We start from the raw sequence: 21,874 nt of genomic DNA, 5'->3' as shown, positions 1-21,874 counted from the left end.
GGACGGAAGAACTCATGACGAGCATCGGCACCGCGCCCCCGCGGGCCACACCCCGGACCATCCCCGCCTGGCTGATCCTGGCGCTGGCCTGCGCCGGCCAGTTCATGGTCATCCTGGACGCCTCCATCGTCAACGTCGCCCTCCCCGCCATCCGCGCGGAGCTCGGCTTCACCCCCACCGGCCTCGCCTGGGTGGTGAACGGCTACCTGCTCGCCTTCGCCGGCTTCATGCTGCTGGGCGGACGGGCCGCCGACCTGTTCGGCCCGCGCCGGACGCTGGTCTCCGGCCTGCTGCTGTTCTCCGCCGCCAGCCTGGCCGCCGGCCTGGCGAGCGCGGCGGAGGTCCTGGTCGCGGCCCGCGTCGCGCAGGGCGCCGGAGCCGCCATGATGGCCCCGGCCACGCTGGCCGTGATCAACACGTACTTCACCGAGCCGGGCGCCCGCGCCAGGGCGTTCGGCGCCTGGTCCTCCGCGGGCGGCGTCGGCGGGATGATCGGCGCGGTGGCCGGCGGCGCCATCACCACCGGCCTGTCGTGGCGCTGGGTCTTCCTGATCAACGTGCCGGTCGGCGCGCTGCTGGTCGCCGTGGCCCTGACGGCCCTGGCCGGTGCGCGGGCCGCGCGGCGCGAGCCGCTCGACCTGACCGGCGCGGTCACCGGGACCGCCGGCCTGGCGGCGCTTATCTACGGGGTCATGCAGAGCGCCGACCACGCCTGGTCGTCCGGGCGGGTCGTCGTGCCCGTGCTGGCCGGGCTGCTGCTGCTCGCGGTGTTCACCGTGGTCGAGGCGCGTTTCGCCGACCGGCCGATGTTGCCCCTGCGGCTGCTCGGGATCCGCGGGGTGGCCGTCGGCAACGGCATGCTGCTGCTGTTCGGCGGGGTCACCATCGCGATGTGGTACTTCACATCCCTGTTCCTGCAGAACGTCCTGGGCTTCAGCGCGCTGCTGGCCGGGCTCGGGCAGACGCCGGCGGCGGTGACGTTCATGCTGGTCGCGCGGGTGTCCGCCGCCCTGCTGCCGCGGGCCGGGGCGCGTCCCCTGGCGCTCGGCGGCGGCGCGTTCTTCGTGGCCGGGTTCGGCTGGCTCTCCCTGGCCGGGGCGGGCAGCGGCTACCTCACCGGGGTCCTCGGGCCCACGTTGCTCGTCGCGGCCGGCATCGGGCTGACCTTCCCCACCCTGATGGCCGCGGCGACCGCCGACGCGCCCGAGGGCGAGGCGGGCGTCGTGGGCGGCCTGGCCAACACCACGAGCCAGGTGGGCTCGTCGATCGGGCTGGCGGTCCTCGCGACGGCCGCGGGCGCCGTGGGCGCCGCGGGCTCCCCCGCCGCCCTCGCCGACGGCTACGACCTGGTCTTCCTCATCGCGGCCGGGCTCGGCCTGGCCCTGGCGGCAGGCGCCTTCCTGCTGCCGCGCCGCCGATGACCCGCCCTTCCCTCCCTCCATCCCCTTCCAACGAGGAGACATCCGTGTCCATCACCTTCGATCCGATCGCCGTGGGCGGCACGAAGCTCGCCAACCGGGTCGTCATGGCCCCGATGACCCGCAGCCGCGCCCGCGACGGGCTGGTGACCGACCTGACGGCGCGGTACTACGCCCAGCGCGCCTCCGCCGGGCTGATCGTCACCGAGGGCGTCCAGCCGTCGGTGGTCGGCCAGGGTTACCCGTTCACGCCCGGCCTGCACAGCGCCGCGCAGGTCGCCGCCTGGCGCGAGGTCACCGGCGCGGTGCACGCGGCGGGCGGGAAGATCTTCGCTCAGCTCCTGCACACCGGCCGCATCGGCCATCCGGTCCTGCTGCCCGAGGGGCTGGTCCCGGTGGCGCCGTCGCCGGTGGCCGCGCGCGGACAGCTCTTCACCCCCGACGGCGTCAAGGACTTCGTCACCCCGCGCGAGCTGACCGAAGCCGAGATCGAGCAGACCGTCGCCGACTTCGCGAGCGCCGCCCGCAACGCCGTCGAGGCGGGCTTCGACGGCGTGGAGCTGCACGGTGCCAACGGCTACCTGATCCACCAGTTCCTCGCGCCCGGGACCAACCTGCGCACCGACGGCTGGGGCGGCTCGACGCCGGGACGCGCCCGGTTCGCCGTGGAGGCCGTCTCCGCCGTGGCCGACGCGATCGGCGGCGACCGCACCGCGCTGCGCATCTCCCCCGGGAAGCCGGACAACGACATGCGCGAGCCCGACCCGGGGCCCGTCTACGAGGAGCTGCTGCGGCGGACGTCCGGTCTCGGGCTGGCGTACCTGCACGTCATGGAGGCGGGCGACCGGGAGCTGACGCGGGCCCTGCGGCGGCGTTTCACCGGCCCGCTCGTCCTCAACCCGCACACCGGCGACCGCCCGACCGGCCCGGAGGATCTCGCGCTGATCGACGACGGGACCGCCGACCTGATCGCCTTCGGGCGGCTCTTCCTGGCCAACCCCGACCTGCCCCGCCGCCTGGCGACCGGCGCGCCGCTCAACGCCCCGGACCCGGCCACCTTCTACGGCGGCGCCGCCGAGGGCTACACCGACTACCCGGCCCTGCCCGCCTGACCGGCCGCCGCCGGGCCGAGCGCCTGGAGCAGACCCCGGTCCCGGCCGCGCCGGCCCGGCCGGGGCCGGCCTCGCGCAGGGCGGCGAGGATCACCTCTGCGGGACGGCTCGCGCACACCCGGGGGAGCACGCTCCGCACCCAGAAGATCATTTAGGTCCGCAATAACAACGGGCCCGGAGCCGCGCCCTTAGTCAAGACCGGAAGCGGCCGTACGCCGCGACCTCAATAGGAAGATCCACACCCGCGACCTGCCTCGCTCGCCCTCTCGGTTTTCGGCCGACCGAAAGGGCTCACGATGCCTCCCACCACGGTGAGCGCCCCCGGCCGCCGGAGCGCCGGGCGACATCAGAAACGGGCCGGGCACGAATTCGCGCCACCCCCGAGGGGAATTCCTGAATCACCCCTCCAACAAATAGCCCGGGACGACAATTCATCGACGAATTCACGCATCCGGATCGCGCACCTACCAAATCTGTCATCATCCGATTTCGGGAGTCGCGGAATTCGCGTGAATGAATTGATTCAATCGGCGCGATCCGGCGGGCGAGCGCCTGGAACGATCCATATGCGAGGTGGCGCCGCATCTGCCGGCATCCTCCGGACGACCCGAAAGGTGGAATCGATGACCGAGCCCGCGATCCGGCCGAACGAGACGACGGGTCCCGCTGCTGCCGTGCGCGTCCGTCGAGCGGACCCTGGAGTTCCACGCGGCGCTGGGATTCACCGCCACCTACCGGCAGACGCGGCCCTACGTCTGTCTGGCGCTGCGCTGGAGCGGGTCCGACCTGCATTTCGGCCCGCCGCCGAAGGGGCTCGACCCGGCCCGGGAGGAGTCCGGGGGGTGCCTGGTGCTGGTCGACGCCGTGGCGCCGTACCATGCCGCGTTAGTGGCGGGCATGCGCCGGGTCTACGGCAAGGTGCTGAGTTCGGGGCTGCCGCGGATCACGCGCCACCGGCCGGTCCTGTGCCAGTTCAAGAACGACGACCTGCAGGCGTACCGGGCCCTGAAGTCGGCCGTGCGCAGGCACGGCGCGCAGGCTCCGGCGGCCTGCGCGAATGGCTGGGTCCGAGCCGAGGGCCGGGGTCAGGAGGTGGGCGTGTTGTGCATGATCTTGACCATGCGCACCTTGCCGTTGGGCTCCGGGGTGATCACGTCCACCGTGCGCGCGGTCACCTCGAAGTCGGTGGCGACGGCGGCCACGGCGTCCCGGATCCTGCCGGCCAGGTCGGCGGGGGCCGTCGGCGAGGGCACCAGCAGGATCTCCACCGCGCCCGGCCGGTACTGGAGGACCTGCACACCGCGCACGCCCTCCGTCGGCATCACGGCCGGGTTGGTGAGGAAGTTGGCGTGCACCGTACGTCCGTCGGCGGCCACCACCCGGTCCTCGGTCCGGCCCTGGATCCGCCGGATGATCGGGGTGTGGAACGCGCGGCACGGGCAGTCGTCCGGCTCGATGAGCACGCGGTCGCCGAGCCGGTAGCGGATCAGCGGCATCGCCTCGGCGTGCAGCCGGGTCACCACGATCTCGCCCTCGCCGTCGGCCAGCGACACGCTGCCGTCGTCGTGCAGCACCTCCACCACCACGTCGGCCGAGCGCAGGTGCATGGCGCCCTCGGGGCAGGTGCGGCCGATCGTGTACGCCTCCACCGAGGCGTACACCTCGTGGCCGCGCGCCCCGAAGTAGCCCAGCACGTGCTCGCGCGCCTCGGGGGTGAGCGTCTCCCCGGCGAAGATGACGGTGTGCACGCCGCGGTAGTCGACCTTCCTGCGGCGCAGCTCGTCCACGAGGGTGACGATGCAGCCGGGGAAGCCCCACAGGAACGTCGGCCGCCCGCGCAGGAACGCGTCGACCTGCTCGTCCAGGCTCCGGCTGGTGTTGACGTGCGAGGTGCGGGCCAGGCCGAGCCGTTGCAGCCGGTGCGGCCGGAACTCGCCCACCCGGAAGTAGCCGATCCGGTCCCAGGGACGCAGGCCCGAGGCCAGCAGGTCCTGGAGGTAGGTGGCGCGCAGGTAGCCGAGGTCGCCCTCGGAGTAGAAGGGGCGGATGGGCACGCCGGAGGACCCGCTGGTGGGCGCCTCGCGGGTGTTGTCCGGGGTGAACCCGGTGGCCATCAGTTCGGCGGGCGGCAGGTCGCGCAGCGTCGCCCGGTCCAGCAGCGGCAGGGCGGCCAGATCGGCGGCGGTGGACAGCGCGGCCACGGCGTCGGCCGGCAGCACGCGGCGGTAGTACGGCACGTTGGCGTGCGCGTGGCGGACGAGCCCGGTCAGCAGCCGGTCCTGCACGACCTTGAGCCGGGCCGGGTCCAGCCGGTCCCGCGAGCGCGCCAGGTACAGGTTCCGCAGCACCGGCACCACCGGGATCGTGCTGGGCAAGCCCTTCATGAGGTCTCCTTCTTCAGCGTGGCCAGCATGACGCCGCCCTTGACCACCTCGCCCGCGCAGTACGCCAGCAGCGCGCCGAACGCCGCCGCGGCGGGCACCAGGAACCATCCGGCGGCCGCGACGACCGCGAACTGCAGGCACGCGGCCACCGCCGCGAGCCGCCGTCCCCGGTCGTCGGTGTTCTCCACCAGCAGGAACGCGGGCAGCACGGCCGCCGTCAGCGCCGCCTCGGCCAGCAGGGCGGCACCGGTCGCCACCACACCCCGCTGGCCGCCCGCCAGCACCACCGCGAGCACGACCACCGCCACGGCCCCGGCGGGCACGGCGGGCGCGAGGATGCGCCGCGCCATCCGCCGGGCGCCGGCCTCGCCCGTGCCCTCGATCCAGACCGCCACCCGCGGCTGGAGGATCCGCAGCAGGTACGACACGCCCATGACGACCACGGACAGCGCCACCGACCACACGTAGAAGACGCTGGTCTTCTGGGCGTCGTCCAGGTGCGCGAAGTACGCGAACGTCACCGAGGTGGCCGCGACGCTGGTCACCTCGCCGACGCTGAGCAGCGCCGCCGCGCGTACCGCCGGCCGGTGGGCGCCCTTGTCCGCCTTGCCGGTGCGTCCGCGCAGCAGCCCGGCCGCCAGCACGATGTTGAGCACGGCCAGCACGCCGACGTGCAGGGCCAGCAGCGCGTTGGCGCGCATGCCCGTCCAGGCCACCAGCCCCACGCCGGACGCCTGCGCGACGGCGAGCGTCAGGTAGGCCAGCACGTCGATCCGCGCCCGGCCGCGCAGCCGGTTCAGCGCCGCCATGACCGCGCAGCAGCCCAGCCCGCAGGCGTAGGCCGCGGCGGCGGCGTACCTGGTGGGCGCGCCGCCGGGGTCGGCCGCCACCAGGGCCAGCCAGACCGGCACGGCCAGCGCGAACGGGGTGGCCGCCAGCAGCATGAACAGCGGCCGCAATGCCTGCCCGTCGCGCCGCGGCACCAGCGCGAGCGCCGCCTTCTCGATGCCGCTGGACGTCAGCGCCAGCAGCCAGCCGGACACGCCGTTGGCGGTGGCGTACAGGGCGAACTCGTCGGCGCCCCAGAGGCCGAGCAGCACCAGGTTGGCGGTCCACAGGGCCGCGCGGAACGCGCCGCGCCCGGCGAACAGGGCCGCGGTCACCGCCACCAGGCGTGGCGGCGGCCTGCGGCGCAGGCTCACGGTCACGGTCCGGCCTGGGCCGACTCGACGAACCTGCCCTTGCCGCCGGGGGTGAGCGTGACCCGGTCGGCCTGCTCGAAACGCACCTCGACCGGGCCGCCCACCTGCTGGGACAGCCCGCGCCGGTAGGCCGTGGCCACCTCGTCGAAGTCCCGGCCCGCGTCGGGGACCAGGTGGACGGTGACGTTCCCGTCGGCGTCCTGGCGGACCATGCTCTCGGCGACGCCCGGCGTCCACATGGCCAGCGACAGGAAGGTGGCCGTGTAGACGCGGTGGCCGCCGGGGAAGGTGATGTAGTCGTCGGACCGGCCGCCGGTCACCCGCATGCGCATGAACCGGTTGCCGCAGCCACACTCCCCCGGCACGATCATGCCGCGGTCGCCCAGGCGGTAGCGGATCAGCGGCATCGCCCGTTCCCTGAAGTGGGTCACCACGACCGCGCCGTCCTCGCCGTCGGGCACGGGCGCGCCGGCGTCGTCCACGATCTCCAGGCGGACGCGGTCCTCGTCGACGTGCATCGCGCCCCGGTCGCACTGGGTGGAGACGGTCAGCACCTCGTAGGCCGAGTACTCGTCGTACACCGGGACGCCGAAGCCGTTGGCCAGCAGCTCGCGCACCTCGTCGGTGAGCAGCTCGGAGTCGGTCATGACCATGCGCAGCGTGCGCCGCAGCCGGGCCACGTCGTGCGGGCCGGCGGCGCGCAGCAGCCCGCGCAGCACCACCGGGTAGCCCATGATCAGGTGCGGGCGCACCTTCAGCACGTCGGCCAGGATCTTCGCGTCGCCCTGACCGGCGCCGATGACCGTGCGCGGGAACAGGCCGATCCGCTGGAACCAGCGCAGCGGGCGCGGGAACGGCTTGATGTGCGCGATCCGCCACCACGGCCGGTAGCCCGACAGCAGGAAGCGGCGGAAGATGGTCGCGCCGTGGTAGCCGTAGGCGGCCACGTCGTGCCGGACCTCCAGGACGCGGCCCGTGGTCCCGCTGGTACGGTCCACCCGGTAGTCCTTCGCGCCCAGGCCGGGCGTGTGGAAGCGGGACAGGTCGCCGTCCAGCACGGTGGCCTTGTCCAGGATCGGCAGCCGGGCCAGGTCGGCCAGGCTGTCCAGGGGCACGTCGTAGCGCGGGTCGGCGTAGTGCGGCACGTGCGCGCGGGCGAAGGCCAGCAGGTCGCGCAGGCCGTCGAGGGTGAGCCGGTCGGTCTCGGCGCGCGGGCGGCGGATGGCGCGGAAGGCGTCCACGACGTGCCGCACCTCCCGCACGGCGACGCCCAGTCCGTGGCTCACAGGCCGTCCCCGATCTCGAAGCGGAGCAGCCCGGTCGCCTCGCGCAGCACGCCGGTCAGGGCGTCCGGGTCGGGGGCGGCGGCGGTCAGGTAGCCGAGCTTGGCGCCCGCCCGGGTGTAGCGCTCGACGTGGTCGCCGGGCGCGGCGGCCAGCACCAGGTCCACGACGCCGGGCAGCTCCCTGACCTGCTCCTCGCCGTCCACCCGGACCAGCTTCCCGTCGCGCTCGGCGCCCAGGACGCGGACCGCGCCGTACCGGGTCGCCGCCGGGGTCAGGCACGGCGTCTCGCCCATGGCCGACAGCACGTACTGCTCGACCACGTCCACGCCGTGGACCAGGCCCAGCAGCTCGGCCAGGCCGTTGCCGCCCAGGCGGGCGCCCATCTCGACGAGCACGACCTCGCCCGTCCCGGTCACCAGGACGTCGGCGCTGAGCGGCCCCTCGCGCAGCCCGGTCTCGGCGCAGACCGCGTCGAGCATCGGACGCACGGCGTCGGTGACGTGGGCCGGGCCCGGCATGGTGTGCTGGACGGTGATGAACAGCGGCGGCGGGGTCAGCTCCCGTTCGGCCAGGCCGATCAGCGCCACCTTCCCGCCGATCACGAACGCCTCGGCCGTGTAGTGGGCGCCCTCCAGGAACTCCTCGGCCACGACCCGCCCGGACAGCGACCACTCCCTGGCCAGCCGTACGGCCTCGGGCAGCTCGTCCGGGGCGGCGCACAGCGACACGCCGCGGCTGCCGGAGGAGTCCACCGGCTTGACCATGAGCGGGAACCCCAGGCCGGGGGCGTCCCGCAGCACCTCCTCCTCGGCGCCGCTCACGTGGCGGGGGCCGGGCAGGCCGAGCCGGGCGCACATCGCGCGGAACCAGCCCTTGTCGACCGAGCCGCGCACCGCGCCCTCCGACAGCCCGCACGGCAGGCCGAGGCGCGCGGCCAGGGCGAGCTGCGAGGGCAGGTTGACGTCGCTGGCCGGGGAGACCACGCCGGCCAGGCCGGCGCGTCCGGCCAGGGCCCGCGCGACCCGCGGCACGTCGCGGGTGCTGAGGTCGAGGAACTCGTCGGCGTGCGCGACGCCGGGGGCGTCGGCCCGCATGTCCACGCAGATCGTGCGCACGCCGAGGCGGGCCGCGGCGCGGATGGTGCTGATGGCGCCGTCCGCGCCGCCGAGGACCGCGATGGTGCGGCGGGCGCCGGTCATGCGAGCCTCCCGGCGAGCAGGTCAGCGGAATCGACCGGCACGTTGGCCTCCCGTACGAGGAACAGCGGCGGACGGGCCTGACCGCGAGAGATGTGCAGAAGCGTCCGGGCCATCAGGGTGAGCCCGGCCAGGGCGGCGGCCAGCGCCAGCCCGAACAGCGCCGTGCTGCCGGTGAGCCCGGCCAGCAGCGCCAGGGGCAGGCCGACCAGCCCCGCCCAGACCGCGGCCGCGATCGGCCGCGTCGAGAAGCCGAAGAACAGGTCCAGGGAGTGCCTGGCCAGGCCGCGCACGGTCACCTTGGACGAGCCGTGCACCCGCGGCCGGTGCGCGGTCGGCACGGTCGTCCAGGCGCGCGTCAGGCGCGGCAGCGTGGCCAGGAAGTAGGGCGTGCCGAGCCGCAGGTCCACGATCCGGCGCGCGATCTCCGTACGGACCAGCCGGAACGTCGTGGCGCGCGGCGGGATCTCGATGCCCAGCAGCCGCCGCGCCAGCCAGTCGTGCACGATCGACGCGGTCCGCCGCGGCCAGGGGTCCTTGCGGTCCACCCGGATGCCGAACACCGCGTCGTACCCGTCGGCGGCCCGCTCGATCAGCCGCTTGGCCTCGGTCGGCGGGAACTGCAGGTCCGCGTCCAGGTGCAGCACCCAGGGGTTTCGGGCGTACCGATAACCGGCCGAGAAGGCGGCCTCCACGCCGAAATTCCTGGACAACGATATGAACGACACCCGATTGTCACTCTCGGCGATCGCGCGAATGCGCGCGAGCGTGTCATCCGTGCTGCCGTCGTCGACGAAGAGTATTTCGAGGTCGCCCTGGTCACCCAGCGCGTCCGCGATTTCGCGATAGGTGTCAGGGATGTTGTCGGCCTCGTTCAGGCACGGAACGACCACGGTGAGTGCCAGGCCGTCCGGCGGAACTGGAAGCGGATGTTCATTCATGGAACGGTCTTCACCACGTGCATCAACCCCGGTTCACCCCGCGATGGGGCCCGGGCATTCCCGCCCGGCTACGACCCCGGTTGCGGAATATATCGGCACGTGTCAGAAAAAAGATAGGTATTGATTTCTTTCCGGACGGTTTGTTAGGAAGATCTCCGACGCGGGGCCGCTGGGTCATGCGCATTGTCAGGGGGCATTCATGTTTGTGCTCGGCATCAGCCAGGTCCACGACTCGGCGGCGGCCCTGGTGGCCGACGGGACGATCGTGGCCTTCGCCGAGGAGGAGCGTTTCACCAGGGTCAAGCACGACGGCCGCTTTCCCGCGCAGGCCGTGCGCTACTGCCTGGAGGAGGCCGGCATCACGCTGGCCGACGTGGACCACGTCGCCTACTACTGGCAGGCGCCACGCGAGACGCTGCACGCGGCCGGCCACTTCCTCCGGCACCTGCCCCAGACGCTGGCCGTCTTCCGCAACGACGCCGGCGACTACGGCGACAAGGCCAGCGGCCTGCTGGAGACGCTCTCCGACCAGAAGGGCCAGGCGCACCCGGACGACTACAACGTGGGCGGCGCGCTGCTGCTGCACCTGCGGCGCGGGTTCACCCTGGAGACGATCCTGCGCGAGTCGCAGAACTTCCGGGGCAGGACGAAGTTCAAGGTCCACCTGATGGACCACCACCGCGCCCACGCCGCCAGCGCCTTCTTCATCTCGCCGTACCAGGAGTCGGCGATCATCACCTGGGACGGCATCGGCAGCGACGGCACCTCCACCTACCTCGGGCTGGGCAAGGGCGGCCGGATCCACGACATCCGGCGGATCAAGTTCCCGCACTCGCTGGGCGCCATGTACGCCGGCGTCACCGGCTACCTCGGCTTCAACCCCACCAGGGACGAGGGCAAGGTCATGGGCCTGGCCGCGTACGGCACCGACCGGTACGTGCAGGACTTCGCCGACCTGGTCCGCCTCGGCCCCGACGGCCGCTTCGAGCTGGACCTGAGCTGGTTCCGCCACCACGCCACCGGCAAGCACCAGATGTCGCCCAAGTTCCTGGAGCGCTTCGGCCCGGCCAGGCCGCGCGAGCGCGCCACCCCCTCCCAGCACTACGCCGACGTCGCGTACGCGCTGCAGGCCACGCTGGAGAGCACCGGCCTGCACGTCGCGCGCTGGCTCCAGGCCAAGACCGGGCAGACCCGCCTGGTCACCGCCGGCGGCGTCGCGCTGAACAGCGTCATGAACGGCCGCATCCTGCTGGAGACGCCGTTCGAGGACTTCTTCGCCCAGCCCGCCGCCGCCGACGACGGCTCGGCACTGGGTTCGGCGCTGCTGCTGGGCGTGGAGAAGTACGGCATGCGCCGCCCGCGCGACCAGGAGTACATCTTCCTCGGCCCGGAGTTCACCGAGGAGGAGATGGAGCGGGCGCTCCAGGACGCCGGCCTCAAGTACCGGCGCACCGAGGACATCAACGACACGACCGCGCAGGCGCTGGCCGACGGCAAGATCGTCGGCTGGTTCCAGGGCCGCATGGAGTGCGGGCCGCGCGCGCTCGGCAACCGCTCGATCCTGGCCGACCCGCGCCGCGCCGACGCCAAGGACCGGCTCAACGAGAAGGTCAAGCACCGCGAGCCGTTCCGTCCCTTCGCGCCCTCCTGCCTGGCCGAACGCTCCGGCGAGTACTTCGCCAGCGGCTACCCCTCGCCCGTCATGCTGCTCGTGTTCGACGTGCTGGAGCACCAGCGGGACAAGGTGCCGGCGATCACGCACGAGGACGGCACCGCCCGCGTCCAGACGGTCACGGCGGCCGACAACCCGCGTTACCACGCGATGATCTCGCGCTTCGCCGAGCTGACCGGCGTGCCCATGGTGGTCAACACCTCGTTCAACGACAACGAGGAGCCCATCGTGTGCACCCCCGAGGACGCCGTGCGCTGCTACCTCAAGACCGACATGGACGCCCTCTCGCTGGGACCGTTCTTCACGGAGAAGGACGATCGTTGAGGCGTTGGCTGTGGCTGGCGCCCGCCGCACTGGGCGCCGGGGCGGCGACACTGATCATGGTGATCCTGCCGCCCGACCGTACGTTGGACAACCCGTTCGAGGCCCTGTGGAAGGTCAGCCCGCTGGTGTTCGCGGTGCTGGCCGTCGCCGGGTTCCCCCGGCGTCCCGGGCTGGGGATGGCGCTGATGTGCGCGCTGGTCGTCGGCTACATGGGCGTGCTCGACACGATCAACGTGCTGCACATCTTCTCCTTCGCCGAGTCCGCCGACCAGACCGCCGCCTTCCCCGAGCTCTACCAGTTCATGCTCTTCATGAACTCGTTCACCGTGCTGGCCGTGCTGTTCGCCTACCGGCTGGGCGGCGCCCGCTCGGACCGGGTGCTGAAGGTCGGGATCGCCAGTGTCCTGATCGTGATCTCCGGGCTCAATGACCTGTCGATGTGGTTGCTCGGCGACTGGCCCGAGGGCCGGCCCGCGACGCTGAAGTGGGCCTCGCACATCGCGGTGTTCGTCGGCGGGCCGCCGAGCGTCGCCGTGGCCGTGATCTTCTTCGCCGTCCACCTCGTCCTGGCCGGGATCGTGCTGGCGCTGCCCGTGCGGCGATGGCTCGACCGGCTGCTCCCGGCCGCCGCATGAACGCCGACTTAGTCGTCGTCGGCTCCGGCCTGTTCGGGCTGACCGTGGCCGAGCGGTGCGCGAGCGAGCTGGGGCTGCGCGTGCTGGTGCTGGAGCGCAGGGACCACGTCGGCGGCAACTCCTACAGCGAGCCGGAGCCGCAGACCGGCATCGAGGTCCACCGGTACGGGTCGCACCTGTTCCACACGTCCAACGCGCGCGTGTGGGACTACGTCCAGCGGTTCACGTCGTTCACGCGGTACGAGCACCGGGTCTACTCGGTGCACAAGGGCCAGGTCTACCCGATGCCCATCAACCTGGGCACGATCTGCGCCTTCTTCGGCCGCCACCTCGGCCCGGACGACGCCCGCAAGCTGGTCGCCCGCCAGGCCGCCGAGATCACCAGCGTCGGCAACCTGGAGGAGAAGGCGATCTCGCTGATCGGCCGGCCGCTGTACGAGGCGTTCATCCGGGGCTACACCGCCAAGCAGTGGCAGACGGCCCCGGCCGAGCTGCCCGCCGAGATCATCAGCCGGCTGCCGGTGCGGTACACCTTCGACGGACGCTACTTCGACGACCTCTACCAGGGGCTGCCCACCGACGGCTACGCCGCCTGGCTGGAGCGCATGGCCGACCATCCCAACATCGAGATCCGGCTCGGTGCCGACTTCTTCGACCTGCGGGAGAGCCTGGCCGGCGCGGTGCCCGTCGTCTACACCGGGCCCCTGGACCGCTACTTCGGCCACGTCGAGGGCGAGCTGGGCTGGCGCACGCTCGACTTCGAGACGTCCGTGCTGCCGACCGGCGACTTCCAGGGCACGTCGGTGATCAACTACGCCGACGAGGACCTGCCGTGGACGCGCATCCACGAGTTCCGCCACCTGCATCCCGAGCGCACCTGGTACCCGTCCGACGCCACCGTCGTCATGCGCGAGTACTCCCGCTTCGCCGGACGGGCCGACGAGCCGTACTACCCGATCAACACCCCGCAGGACCGCGACCGGCTGCGCCGCTACCGGGACCTGACCAAGGGCGAGCGGGACGTCTGGTTCGGCGGGCGCCTGGGCACCTACCAGTACCTCGACATGCACATGGCCATCGCCGCCGCCCTCACCCTGTACGAGAACCGCCTGCGCCCCCGCTTCACCGCCCGCACCCCCGAGTAGGCCGCGCTCCCGAGTGGCCGCGGGCGGTTGTGCCGGGACAGGGGGCGGTCCACACTGCTGGCATGCAGGTAATCGTGCGCCTCGACGGCGAGACGCCGACCGCCCCCGCCCTCTCCTCCCTGGAGCGCCAGCTCCGCGGCGACAGCGCCTTCCGCGGCGTGGAGATCCGGCCCCTGGCCGGGCCGCCCGAGCCGGGCGCCATGAACGGGACCGTCGACGCCCTCATGGTCGCGGTCTCGGCCGCGTCCGGAGGGCTGGGCGTCTCGATCGTCCAGGCGCTGGCCGGCTGGCTCAGAACACGGCGCCACAGCTTCACGGTCAAGGTCAGCCACGGCGAGCGCACGCTGGAGCTCTCCGTCGAGGCGGCCAAGGATCCGGCGAAGGTGATGGAGGTGGCCCGGCTGCTGGCCGACATGCTGGAGCCGCCCGCCTCATGAGCGCCTGGCCCGACCCGGCCCGGTGCCGGGCCGTCCTCGTCGGCACGACGACGTACACCGACCAGGTCATGTGGCCCGCCCTGCCGGCGGTGCGGGCCAACGTCACGGACCTGGCCGAGGTGCTCACCGGCCCGCGTTCGTGGGGGCTGCGGCCCGACCACTGCGCGCAGCTCATCGACCCTGCCAGCTCCGACCACGTCCTCGGGCTCATCCACGACGCGGCGACCGAGGCCGCCGACACCGTCCTCATCTACTACTCCGGCCACGGCGAGAAGACCGAGAACGACCTGCTGCTGCCCATCGCCACCACCCGGCCCGACCGGCTGCGGATCGGCGGCGTGCGGTTCTCGGTCATCCGGGAGATCATCCGCGAGCGCCGCGCGCCCCGCGCCGTGGTCGTGCTCGACTGCTGCTACAGCGGCATGGCGCACGGCATGAGCGGCCCGGCGCTGCGCGGGCTGATCGACACGACCAGCGCGTACGTCCTGACCTCCTCGGCCAGGGACACCCTGTCGCTCGCGCCGCCCGGAGAGCGCCACACCGCCTTCACCGGCGAGCTGCTCAGGATCCTTCAGGACGGCGTCCCCGCCGGGCCCGCCGACCTGTCCATCGGGGACGTCACCCGCGCGCTGCGCTACCGGCTGCTCGACCGGCGGCTGCCGCTGCCCGAGTACAGCCAGGCCGGCGCGGCCGACGAGCTGCCGCTCGTGCGGAACAGGCCGGAGCCGGCGCGGACGCGGCCCCGGCCCGCCCCCGCCCCGCCGCCGGGCATCCGCCTGGCCGGGGCCGCACGCCGGACGGGCCGGGCCGTCGGCATCTCCTTCGGCGCGACCTACTCCGTGATCACCGTCGTCGACGGCGGCGAGCCCACCGTCGTCCCCAGCTCCGAGGGCTCGCCGGCGACGCCGTCCGTGGTGGCCTTCGGCAAGAACGGCCAGATCATGGTCGGCGAGCCCGCCAAGCGGCAGGCCGTCGTCAACGCGGAACGCACGGTCCGGTCGGTCCTCCTGGAGATGGGCGGCGACTGGTCGGTGCGCATCGACGGCTCGGCGTACTCGGCGCCGCAGGTCGGCGCGCTCGTGCTGGGCAAGCTGAAGCGGGACGCCGAGGCGTACCTCGGCGAGCAGGTCACCGACGCGGTGCTCACCGTCCCGGCCTACTACGACGACGCCCAGCGCCAGGCCGTCACCGAGGCCGGCACGCTGGCGGGACTCAACGTGCTGCGCCTCGTCAACGAGCCGACCGCCGCGGTGCTGGCGTACGGGCTCGACGAGGAGGAGAACCGGTCCGTCCTGGTCTTCGACCTCGGCGGGCACACCTATGACGTGTCGGTGCTGCACATCGGCGACGGGTACGTCGAGGTGCTGGCCACCCACGGCGACAACCGGCTCGGCGGCGACGACTGGGACCAGCGCATCGTGGACGAGCTGGTCAGACGGTTCAAGGAGGCCCACGGCGTCGACCTGACCGGCGACAGGGTGGCGCTCCAGCGGCTGCGCGAGGCCGCCGAGCGGGTGAAGATCGAGCTGACCGGCGCGCGGGAGGCCCGCGTCGACCTGCCCTACGTCGCCATGGTCCGGCAGGCCCCGCGCCACCTGGACACGACGGTGACCCGGCAGGAGTTCCAGAGCCTGACCGCCGACCTGCTCGTCCGGCTCAGGGGGCCGTTCCGGGGGGCGCTCCAGGACTCCGGGCTCAAGGTGTCCGACCTCGCGCACGTGGTGCTGGCCGGCGGTGCGAGCCTGATGCCGGCCGTGACGGCGCTGGTCACGGAGATGTCCGGCGGCAAGGTGCCCCTCACGCGCTTCGGCCCGGCGGAGGCCGCCTCGATCGGCGCGGCGCGGCAGGCGAGCGTGCTCAAGGCCGACCTGACGCCGGTGACGCTCGGCCTCCGGGGCAAGGGCGGCGGTCTGCGGAAGGTCATCGAGCGCGGCAGCCCGGTCCCCGTCGAGCGGACGGTCACGTTCACCACGACCGCCGATCACCAGTCGTCGCTGCGGGTCGAGGTCTACGAGGGCGAGCAGGAGACGGCCGCGCTCAACGCGGTGCTGGGGACGTACATGGTGGGCGGCATCCCCGCCGCGCGGCGCGGGGAGCCGCGGATCGAGGTCACGTTCGCCGTGGACGCCGGTCTGACCTTCACCGTCACGGCCCGCGAAGCGGCGACCGGCATCTTCCTCCCGGTCACCCGCCACCCCGCCTGACCGCGAGTCCGACCTTCACCACCACGGCCCGGCAAGCGGCGACCAGCGCCTTCCTTCCGGTCCCCCCCGCCTGCGGGCCGCCCGTGGGTGGGGTGGCCCGCAGGCGGTCGGTCAGGGGGTGGCCTGCCAGGAGGTGCGGACGAGGGCGCGTTCGGTGGCGGCCAGGTGGGTCGCCGCGGCGAGCCACGCCCGCGCGTACCCGTCCGGGCCGGCCTCGGTCAGCCTGCCGAAGACGTCCCGTTCGCGGCGGTCGGCCTCGTCGGCGAGCGCGACGGCCAGGCCGGCGGCCGTCCGGAAGCCGGCGTCGCGCAGGGACGCGGCCTGCCGGCGGGCGTCGCCGCCGCGCGCGGACTCGGCGACCGCCCTGCGCCCGCCGGAGACGGCCAGCTCGACCAGCCGGCGCACCCGCCAGAGCGGCGCGCCTTCCAGCGGGTCCGCCTCGCCGTACGCGTCCTGGCCGGGCGGTGGGCACGCGTCGGCGGCCGGGAGGTGGGAGCCCTGGAGGCGGTCGTAGCCGAGGTCGGCCCGCCCCTGCCACTCGGGGGGCAGCCTCAGCGTCGCCTCCTCGCCCGCGACCGGCCCCACGGCGAGCGGGACCAGCGTCGCCGCCCGGCCGGGCTCGACCCTGGCCACCACCCGTACCCGCAGGCCGGGCCGCGAGGCGAGCCGCCGCAGGTTCTCGACGTGCGCGAGATCGGGATGACGGCTCGCCGGGACCAGCCGGACCACCGGCCCTTCGCCCTCGGCCGGCGCCGGGCCGGCGGTCAGGAGCTGGCGGGCGAGGACGTGGTCGCCCGCCGCGCCGACGATCACCAGATCGCAGCCGACCGGCTCCCGTACCTGCTCGGCCGACTCCTCCTCGCTCCACGCCCCCGCCGACAGCCGCTCCCCCGCCGCCTCGGCCAGCGGCCGGGTGAACAGCGCGCCGAGCGGCCCGTCCGTCCAGGCCAGGCCGGTGACCGGGGTGGCCTGCACGCCCTTGCCCGCGCCGAGGCGGCCGTCCGGGGAGACGGTGGCCCCCGCGATCAGCAGGCCGCCGCGGGCCAGTTGCGCGTGGCTCATCATGGCCGCCCCGATCGCGACGGTCGCGGTGGCCGCGCCGCGGGCACGGGCGGGGCCGCCGGGTTTGACGTCGGCGACCGAGAACCAGCGTCCGTCGTCGGTGACGAGGTGCGTGACCACCCCGCCGTAGCCGGTGCTGCTGATCACCGGCTCGCGGAAGACGCCGTACACCTTCAGGCCGCCGTTCGGACGGTAGCCGCGCCGTACGGTGCCGACCAGCGCCGGGTCGGGATCGGACGCGGCCAGCCGGCCCACGGTGAGCAGCAGCTCCCGCAGGGCGGACACCAGGTCGGCGAGGCGGTGGCCGTCGTACCTGGCACGGGCCGCGCGCAGCCCGCGGACCACCCGCAGCGTCGCGGCCTCGGCCTTGGGCAGCCCGGCCAGGCGGGCGGTGTGGGCGGCTCGGAGCAGCTCCGCCTGCGGCACCGCGCCCGCTCCCGGCACACCGGCCGACAGGACGGCGGCCGCCGCCCGCCACAACCCCGCAGCCGCCGCCACCTGCGCCGCTCCCGGCACAACGGCTCCGGCTGTCCGCCCGTCACCCTGTCCGGAGCCTGGCCCGGAGCTTTGTCCGGAGCCCTGCCCCGAACCCTGCCCGGAGGTCTGTCCCGAGCCCTGCCCGGCCTCCTGCCCGGTTTCCGGCGTTCGGCCGGGGTCCGCGGGAACGGGTCGTTCGTCGGTGGGGGGCGCGCCGGGGTGCCCGGGGCGGGACGGCGGGGAGCCCGGTGACGCGGGAACGTCGTCGGGGGTGGCCGACTCGCCGTCCGGGAGCGGAAGGTCGGCCGGGTCGGCCAGGGGGCAGGCGGTGAGGAGGGCGGCCCGGTGCAGGCAGCGGGGCGCGAGGAGGCAGGAGCAACGTGCCTGCCCCTCCTCCGCGATCACCCCGGACGGCCCCGGGGACAACGTGACCACCGCGTCCTCCCCGCACGTGACCACCACGTCGGCGCCGTCGCCCACCCGGTCGAGGGCGGCGTACTGGCCGACGGCCGCGTCCAGCTTCTTGCGCAACCTGCTGGTCAGGGCGTCGACGGCGGCGGCCACCACGTGCGGCGCGGCGGGCGGGAGCGTTGCAGAGCTGTTCACCGGACTTCTCCCCGGAGGTGGTCGCCCACCCAGCGGGCGAGGGCGAGCGGGCTGAGCGCGGCGACGGGCATGCCGGCCGCGACGAGCTGCTGGGCGATGGGCAGCGAGTAACGGGGCACGCCCTGGTCGTCCAGCGCCGCGCAACCCATCAGGTGCACGCCGGACCCGGCCAGCGAGCGCACCTCCGCGAGCAGGCCGCCCACGGGGTAACCCTCCTCGAAGTCGCTGACGACGACCACGAGCGTCCGGCTCGGCACGGTGACCAGCGTCCGGGCGTGCGCGAGCCCGGCGGCGATGTGCGTACCGCCGCCGACCCGCACTTCGAGCAGCAGGGACAGCGGGTCGTCCACCCGGTCGGTCAGGTCGATCACCTGCGTGGAGAACGTCAGGAAGTGCGTCGAGAGCGTCGGCACGCCCGCGAGGACGGCGGCGGTCAGCGCCGACCACACGACCGAGGCCTCCATCGATCCCGACACGTCCACCACGAGGATCAGCCGCCAGTCGGCCTCCTTCCTGGCCCGCGTGCTGAACACCGGCCGTTCCGGCACCACCACGAGCCGCCCGTCGTCGAGGCGGCGGGTGTGGGCCAGGTTGGCGCGCAGCGTGCGCGGCAGGTCGAGCCGTCCGCCGGGCCTGCTGGTCGGACGCGGGTTGGCCAGGCCGGTCAACGCGGGTCTCAGCCGGGTCGCCAGCTCGCGGGTGAGCTCGGCGACCAGGCGGCGGACGAGCGGTCTGAGCTTGGCGACCTGCTGCTCGGGCAGCCCGCCGGCCAGCGACAGCACCGAGGTCAGCAGCTCGACGGACGGCCGCACGGCGGCGGGGTCCAGCTCGGCGAGCACGTCGTGGCGTCCGGCGTCGGCGGCCCTGGCCAGCACCTCCTCGCGTACGTCGCCGCCGAACAGGGACTCCAGCTCGTCGGCCCATTCGCGGGCCGTGGGGAACGGGGCTCCCTGGCCGCCGGCGTCGCCCTGCTCGAAGTCGTCGGCGCCCTCGCCGCGTCCGGCGCCGTAGAGCTCGTCCAGGGCGCGGGCGTACGGGCGTGCGCCGGCGGGCAGCCGTTCGTGCTCCCGTCCGAGCAGCAACCGCCACCGGTCGGCCGGACCGATCAGCGACCTGCCTCCCGGACCGCGTACGCCCCCCGACACCTCAGGCTCCCCCTCGCCGGCCGCTTCCCGCCCCGTGAGCGCGCCGTCCTCGGCGGGCGACCCTTCGGCGGATGGCCCTTCAGCGGACGGCCCTTCAGCGGATGCCCGGAGCCGGTCCTCCTCGGCGGGCGACTTCTCGGCCGGTGGCTGGAGCTGGGCGTTTTCCGGGGTCGGGAGGCCGAGGGTGGTCAGGGCCGTGAGGCCGGCCAGGTCGGCGGCGGTCCAGGCGGCCAGCAGGTCGGCCGGCGCGCCCAGTACGAGGTCCGGCCGGTCGCCGAGCCGTTCGGACACCGCGGCCAGCAGCCGCCCGCGTGCCGCCGGAGCCAGCGTGTCGAACCCTCCGCGCAGGGCGGGCAGCCGGTCGAGGAACTCCTTGTCCGCCAGCTCGTCCACCCGGTCCATCAGCGGGTCGAGCGCGGCGGGCGCCGCCTGGAGCAGCGGTCCGGCTGCCGTGAGCACGCCGGTCAGGAGCAGGCTCAGCCGGCGACGGCCGTCCGGGGTCGTGGCGGCGTCGATCCAGCCGGCGGCCCGCGCGCCCAGCAGGTCGGGACCGTCCAGGTCGAGCAGCACGCGGGCGGCCAGCGCGGCCCCCTGGACGAGCGGCGCCCCGGTACGCGCGAGCGCGCCCAGCGCGTCGTCCATCCGCAGGCCCAGCCGGTCCTCGCCGGCCCGCGTGGCGAGCGCGACCAGGGCCACCGCGTCCTCGGGCCGGTCGCTGCCGGCCAGGCCGGGCAGGGACCGGACCGCCGCCTCCAGCAGCGTGACCGCCAGCTCGCCCGCCTGCTCGCGACCCTCCGGCGTGGTGCCGGGAAGATGCTCGCGACGCAGCGCCTCCAGCAGGTCGAGGGCGTCGAGCAGCTCGGAGAGGGTGGCCGTGGCGGGCAGCGTGCCGGCGGCGTCCTCCAGCCGCCGCTCGACCAGTTCCGGCAGGTCGCAGTGGGCGGCGGCGCGCAGCCCGTCCAGGATGACGCGGCAGGTGGGCCCGCCGTCCGCGGACTCGCGCCGGTAGGTCTCCCGCAGCGTCCCCGCCGCCGCCTGGGCCGCGGTCACGCCCCGGACACCGGCCAGGTCCAGCAGCGCCGGGACGGCGGGCGTCCAGGACAGGCGCCATTTGGTGCTGAGCGCGGTGCCGTCGCCGGTGCCCGCGACCTGGATCGGCTCGCCGTAACCGACGCCGCACACGTGCAGGCGGCGCAGCAGCACCTCCCGGCGCGCGTCCAGCTCCGAGCGGAGCGGGTCGAGGCGTACCTCGCGCGGGTCGGGGTCGTCCGGGCAGGGCAGCCTGAGCGCGGCGAGCTCCTCCTCGACCGCGGGGCCGAGGCCGGAGCGCGGCGTGCCGGGCGCGGTGCGGCCCCTGGCCGTCCCGACGAACACCGCGTCGAGCGCCTTGGCCAGCGCGCGTCCGCGTCCCAGGGGCTCGCCCTGGCCGAGGACGGTCGTCACCGCCTCCAGCAGCTCGCCGCGGCCGGGGGCGGGCAGGCCGCGCAGGCGGGCGAGGTCGCACGCCAGGCGCAGCGTCTCGACGGCCTCGCCGGTGCCGGCCGTGTGCCCGGCTGCTCGCAGCTCCCTGCACAGGTCGGTGATCGCGCGGGCGGCGCCGTCCCTGACCCGGTCCGGTACGCCGTCCGCCTCGAACACCGCCTGCTGCCAGCGCGGGTCCCGGATCCCGGCCGGGTAGCCGGACCGGGAGTCGAGCAGGTCGAAGGCGTACGGGACGAGCGAGGTGACGGCCTCCGACGTGACGTCCTTCGAGGCGCCGGGGACGGGGGCCGCCGCCTGCCCGGCCGCCTCGCCGGTGAGCTGTGCGGTGGTCGGCGGTGTGGGGGTGGGGGCGGTGGGGGCGTCGGTGGTGAGCAGGGCGGGGGCGTGGAAGGCACCGATCACCGCGGTGACCCGGCGTCCGCCGGATGCGGCGGCGGCCACGACGCGCCGCATGTGCGCCTCCCGCGCCAGGTCCCTGGCCTGGACGCCGTCGCCCGCCGCCGCGTCGCGCCGCAGCGCCCAGCCGACGCCGAGTGCGGCCCGGCGCACGGCCTCCGGCTCGCAGCCCGGTGCCAGCACCTCCACGGCCCGGTCCCACATGTCGTCCCCCACCCGCCCGGTGCCCGCCGCGGCCAGCGCGTCGGCGAACCTGGGGGCGTACGGGGGGCCGCCGCCCAAGCCGGCGGCCCCGGCCTCGTCGGGGACGCCCCCCTCGGGGACGCCCCCCTCGGGGACGGTCGCCTCGGGGACGGTCGTCTGCCAGCCCGGGTGCGACAGTGGGAGGTCGCAGCACAGCACCTCCACGCCGCGCTTGGCCGCCCACCGGATCGCCACCAGCTCCGGGGAGAAGTCGGCGAACGGGTAGAACCCGAGCCCGCCCGCGCCGTTCCCGGCCAGGGCGACCGGGGCGACAGTGGCGGGGTCGGCCAGGTACGGCAGCCACTGCTGGAAGTCGGCAGGCAGCTCGACGCACACCGTCTCCGGATCGGCCGCCTCCAGCAGCTCGGGCAGCACCACGGCCAGGGCCGGACTGTGGTGACGCACCCCCACCAGGTACGGCCGGGTGGCAGCAGCCAGCCCAGCCACCGCCACCCGCGGATCAGCCGACCCGGCCGTCGCCGTCCCAGGACCGGCAGTGGGGTTCAT

At 74.4% G+C, this 21,874-nt stretch carries 14 protein-coding genes; 7 read left to right on the top strand and 7 right to left on the bottom strand.

Going from position 1 to position 21,874, the window contains the following annotated elements; translation table 11 throughout:
* The first annotated feature begins 14 nt into the window (after window positions 1-14).
* Together AB0J97_RS27510 and AB0J97_RS27505 are read left to right on the top strand one after the other, a co-directional pair.
* Window positions 15-1,421, top strand: coding sequence for an MFS transporter (locus AB0J97_RS27510; RefSeq protein ID WP_364093364.1), 1,407 nt, complete (start codon window positions 15-17; stop codon window positions 1,419-1,421).
* Between the two features lie 44 nt (window positions 1,422-1,465).
* The gene (locus AB0J97_RS27505) at window positions 1,466-2,530 is read left to right on the top strand and encodes an alkene reductase (RefSeq protein WP_364093361.1); all 1,065 of its coding nucleotides are present in this window, start codon (window positions 1,466-1,468) and stop codon (window positions 2,528-2,530) included.
* Between the two features lie 1,085 nt (window positions 2,531-3,615).
* Here the strand turns inward: AB0J97_RS27505 and AB0J97_RS27500 are convergent.
* Genes AB0J97_RS27500 through AB0J97_RS27480 form a run of 5 tightly spaced genes read right to left on the bottom strand, consistent with a single transcriptional unit; the run spans window position 3,616 to window position 9,539 of the window.
* Complete coding sequence (locus tag AB0J97_RS27500; protein ID WP_357703676.1) at window positions 3,616-4,914, bottom strand: hypothetical protein; 1,299 nt, start codon at window positions 4,912-4,914, stop codon at window positions 3,616-3,618.
* Entirely contained in the window at window positions 4,911-6,122 is a 1,212-nt protein-coding gene (locus AB0J97_RS27495) for a hypothetical protein (protein WP_357703679.1), read from the bottom strand. Before AB0J97_RS27495 ends, AB0J97_RS27500 begins: the two co-directional genes overlap by 4 nt.
* Window positions 6,119-7,402 (bottom strand): hypothetical protein, encoded by a 1,284-nt coding sequence (locus tag AB0J97_RS27490; protein WP_357703681.1) that lies wholly within the window; start codon window positions 7,400-7,402, stop codon window positions 6,119-6,121. The genes AB0J97_RS27495 and AB0J97_RS27490 overlap by 4 nt, the downstream gene beginning before the upstream one ends.
* A complete protein-coding gene (locus AB0J97_RS27485) occupies window positions 7,399-8,601 on the bottom strand; it encodes an ATP-grasp domain-containing protein (RefSeq protein ID WP_364093353.1) in 1,203 nt (400 codons plus the stop codon). The genes AB0J97_RS27490 and AB0J97_RS27485 overlap by 4 nt, the downstream gene beginning before the upstream one ends.
* Entirely contained in the window at window positions 8,598-9,539 is a 942-nt protein-coding gene (locus AB0J97_RS27480) for a glycosyltransferase family 2 protein (RefSeq protein WP_357703686.1), read from the bottom strand. Before AB0J97_RS27480 ends, AB0J97_RS27485 begins: the two co-directional genes overlap by 4 nt.
* A gap of 199 nt (window positions 9,540-9,738) precedes the next feature.
* Between AB0J97_RS27480 and AB0J97_RS27475 the strand changes: the two genes are divergently transcribed.
* From AB0J97_RS27475 to AB0J97_RS27455, 5 genes are all read left to right on the top strand, one after another.
* Window positions 9,739-11,535: a carbamoyltransferase C-terminal domain-containing protein gene (locus tag AB0J97_RS27475; protein WP_357703688.1), complete on the top strand. Its 1,797-nt coding sequence runs from the start codon at window positions 9,739-9,741 to the stop codon at window positions 11,533-11,535.
* Window positions 11,532-12,170, top strand: coding sequence for a hypothetical protein (locus AB0J97_RS27470; protein ID WP_364093347.1), 639 nt, complete (start codon window positions 11,532-11,534; stop codon window positions 12,168-12,170). The genes AB0J97_RS27475 and AB0J97_RS27470 overlap by 4 nt, the downstream gene beginning before the upstream one ends.
* Window positions 12,167-13,315 (top strand): UDP-galactopyranose mutase, encoded by a 1,149-nt coding sequence (gene glf / locus AB0J97_RS27465; protein ID WP_364093344.1) that lies wholly within the window; start codon window positions 12,167-12,169, stop codon window positions 13,313-13,315. Before AB0J97_RS27470 ends, glf begins: the two co-directional genes overlap by 4 nt.
* A gap of 62 nt (window positions 13,316-13,377) precedes the next feature.
* Window positions 13,378-13,752 carry a hypothetical protein gene (locus AB0J97_RS27460; RefSeq protein ID WP_357703694.1) on the top strand — a complete coding sequence of 125 codons (375 nt, stop codon included), beginning with the start codon at window positions 13,378-13,380 and terminating at the stop codon, window positions 13,750-13,752.
* Window positions 13,749-15,956: an Hsp70 family protein gene (locus AB0J97_RS27455; protein WP_364093338.1), complete on the top strand. Its 2,208-nt coding sequence runs from the start codon at window positions 13,749-13,751 to the stop codon at window positions 15,954-15,956. The genes AB0J97_RS27460 and AB0J97_RS27455 overlap by 4 nt, the downstream gene beginning before the upstream one ends.
* A gap of 111 nt (window positions 15,957-16,067) precedes the next feature.
* Here AB0J97_RS27455 and AB0J97_RS27450 read toward each other — a convergent pair whose 3' ends face one another.
* Both AB0J97_RS27450 and AB0J97_RS27445 read right to left on the bottom strand, forming a co-directional pair.
* The gene (locus tag AB0J97_RS27450) at window positions 16,068-18,101 is read right to left on the bottom strand and encodes a hypothetical protein (RefSeq protein ID WP_364093335.1); all 2,034 of its coding nucleotides are present in this window, start codon (window positions 18,099-18,101) and stop codon (window positions 16,068-16,070) included.
* The gene (locus AB0J97_RS27445; RefSeq protein WP_364093332.1) at window positions 18,098-21,874 is read right to left on the bottom strand and encodes a DUF5682 family protein; all 3,777 of its coding nucleotides are present in this window, start codon (window positions 21,872-21,874) and stop codon (window positions 18,098-18,100) included. Before AB0J97_RS27445 ends, AB0J97_RS27450 begins: the two co-directional genes overlap by 4 nt.

It is taken from the genome of Nonomuraea sp. NPDC049607 (genome assembly GCF_040675375.1).
Lineage (GTDB): Bacteria > Actinomycetota > Actinomycetes > Streptosporangiales > Streptosporangiaceae > Nonomuraea.
This window is presented reverse-complemented; position numbering and strand designations above follow the sequence as displayed.